General features: G+C 30.3%; 4 protein-coding genes. All 4 read right to left on the minus strand.

The window, feature by feature from the left end:
• A partial coding sequence (locus ACMOUI_RS04960) for a MurR/RpiR family transcriptional regulator (RefSeq protein WP_418964631.1) occupies positions 1-439 on the minus strand: 439 nt, incomplete at its 3' end.
• A 10-nt stretch (positions 440-449) separates the two neighbouring features.
• Positions 450-1,748 carry a 6-phospho-beta-glucosidase gene (locus tag ACMOUI_RS04965; RefSeq protein ID WP_418964632.1) on the minus strand — a complete coding sequence of 433 codons (1,299 nt, stop codon included), beginning with the start codon at positions 1,746-1,748 and terminating at the stop codon, positions 450-452.
• Positions 1,749-1,767: 19 nt separating this feature from the next.
• On the minus strand, positions 1,768-2,631 hold the full coding sequence (locus ACMOUI_RS04970; RefSeq protein ID WP_418964633.1) for an N-acetylglucosamine kinase: 864 nt from the start codon (positions 2,629-2,631) through the stop codon (positions 1,768-1,770).
• Positions 2,631-2,779, minus strand: a 149-nt coding sequence (locus ACMOUI_RS04975; protein ID WP_418964634.1) for a phospho-sugar glycosidase domain-containing protein, incomplete at its 5' end; no start/stop codon positions are given. The genes ACMOUI_RS04975 and ACMOUI_RS04970, both read right to left, overlap by 1 nt.

The following is a 2,779-nucleotide window of genomic DNA, read 5'->3' on the forward strand; positions in this document are numbered from 1 at the left end:
CTAAATTTAAGGATACATTTTTTCCTGTTAATAAGATTTTTGAATATACAAATCTTTCTAAATTTAAAAATTCGCCCTCACAAATAAGCATAATTTTATTACTGTTTTTTATATACTTAGCAATTACTAAAATATTTTCTAAGGTTATTGTTGGAGGTAGAGCAAAAATTTTATCTTTAAAATTATCTAAAAGTTTTTCTAAAAATGTATTTTCTTTAACTAAATAATTCCTACTTTTATTAAGATCTATCTTCATATCTAAAAATCCACTATATCCCAGTTTTTTAGCTAATCTTATTATTGATGGGGCACTAACTCCAGATTTATCTGCTAAATCCATAACATTGTATTTCTTTACTAAAACTAAATTTTCCTTTATATACTCCACTAATTTTTTTTCACTTTTAGTTAAGTCATTCTCTATTCCTTCAACTTTCAAAAAAAACATATTACCAACCTTTTAAATATTTTTTATTCTGTTCTATCACCATATCTAAAGCTTTCTTTGCCTTTGTTCCACTTTCCACTAATGGATTTATAGATAAAGCCTGTAATGCCTTTCCATAATCACAATTTATAGCCGCTTCTATAACTAGCTTTTCAAAAGTTTTTAATAAGGCAACTTCTCCCTGTGCTGATAGTGGTAGTTGTGAACTGGATAATGGAATTGCTCCTGAACTTGTTATATATGCTGTCGTTTCAATTACACTGTCATCTGATAGTGATTTTATTATACCATTATTTAAAACGTTTACAACCATTAAACTTTTTTTATTGTTATATATTGATGATATAAGCTCACATGCTGCTTCTGAGTAATAAGCTCCGCCTCTATTCTCCAACTCTTTTGGTTTTTCGCTTAAGCTCTCATCCTTATATATTTGAAATAATTTATCCTCAACCTCTTTTACAAACTCCGCTCTAGTTTTATGTCCCTCATAATCCTTTAGCTGTTTTTTTAGCATATCTCCTCTCATATAGTAGTATTTATGATATGGACACGGCATCATTCCAATCTGCTCTATCTGCTCTGGTATCCATGGAATTGCATCTATATTTTTAGGATTAAATTTCTCTGAAAGCAGTAATTTAGGTAAAAGCTCTTTTACTACATCATATCCTTTAAAATATATATGCTTTCCCCATACATAGTGATTCAAACCCACAGCATGAAATATGAAATCACTACTTCCTAAAATTTCTTCAACTGCTTTCATCATTCCCACAGGTACATTACAAAGTCCGATACACTTCACTTTTGTATTATTTAAAACTGCTTCTGTTACCATTCCACTAGGATTTGTGAAGTTTATAAGCCATGCTTCTGGACATAACTCCTCGATATCCTTACATATGTCTAAAATAACTGGAATTGTTCTAAGAGCTTTTGCCATTCCTCCAACACCATTCGTTTCCTGTCCTATCATACCTAAAGATAGTGGAATTCTTTCATCTTTTATTCTAGCATCTAAAAGTCCTACCCGAAACTGTGTTGTTACAAAATCTGCCTCTTTTAAAGCTTCTCTTCTATCTAAAGTTAAAGTTATTTTCCAATTAAGTCCTGCTGCTGCCACCATTCTTCTAGCTAAGTTTCCAACTATTTCTAATTTTTCTTTTCCATCCTCTATATCCACAAGAGCTATTTCACCAATTGGAAGTTCATGTGCTCTTTTTATAAATCCTTCTATAATTTCAGGAGTATATGACGAACCTCCTCCAATAGTAGCTATTTTTAATTTTTTTTTCATATTAAAACCTCCACTTAATTTAATCTTTTAAAAGCAGCGTTGCTCCATATTCATTGCTGTATTTTCTTTGTACAAACTCTATACCTAAATTTTTCAACTCTAAAATTAATTTTTTTCTAATAATAGTCTCATTTTCTATAATTCCCCCCACAAAACCAACGGAATTCAAATTTGTAACTCTTTTTAAATCTAGTATTAAATCTTTTAGAGCTTTAACTGTGTTTTCTATAATATCTTGGCATATTTTATAACTGCTATTTTTTAAAACTATAGATGAGAGTTTTGCAATTTCACCCTTATCACTTCTATATATCCATTTTAAAAATTCATCACTATTTTTAGTAGCTGTTACTTTTAAAATCTCATTTAATAGCTCTTTTGGAAACTCTTCATCCTTATCAAAGGAGTAAAAAAGTTTTTTCCCAAGAGATAGTCCTATATGATATCCACTACCTTCATCACCTAATATATGTCCCCATCCACCTTTTCTATATATAGTATTATTTTTTACTGCAAAACCTATACTTCCCGTTCCACTTATTATCATCATCCCATCATTTTTCCCATGAATAGCTAAAAGACCAATGTGTGCATCACTACTTGAAAAATATTTTTGAAATCCTATCTCTTTTAATATAGAGTTTAATTTTTCTATATCTTCTAATCTTCCAGCTCCGGCTGCTCCTACTCCTATTTTCACACTTTCTGCTTTTAAATTAAAGTGGTTTAACATCTTTTCAAAAACCTTTTTCACTTTATCTCTACTAACAACTTGGAGGTTCATAGGACCACCTAAAAAGTGCCCTAGAACCTCCATTTTGTCACTGTATAAAGTAGCTGTTGTTTTTGTTCCACCACCATCAACACCTAAAATATACTCCATTATTTTACCTCTTTTAATATAAATTTCTCCCAAGGTTTTATATCATCCAATAGATAGATTTCATCCTCTTTTATTCTACCTACCACATTTGTTTTTCCAGTATTTTTCATATCTGTTTTAGCTATTTGAAGTTCCCCTGCATAGTGAC

The organism is Cetobacterium sp., assembly GCF_048470075.1.
Lineage (GTDB): Bacteria > Fusobacteriota > Fusobacteriia > Fusobacteriales > Fusobacteriaceae > Cetobacterium_A.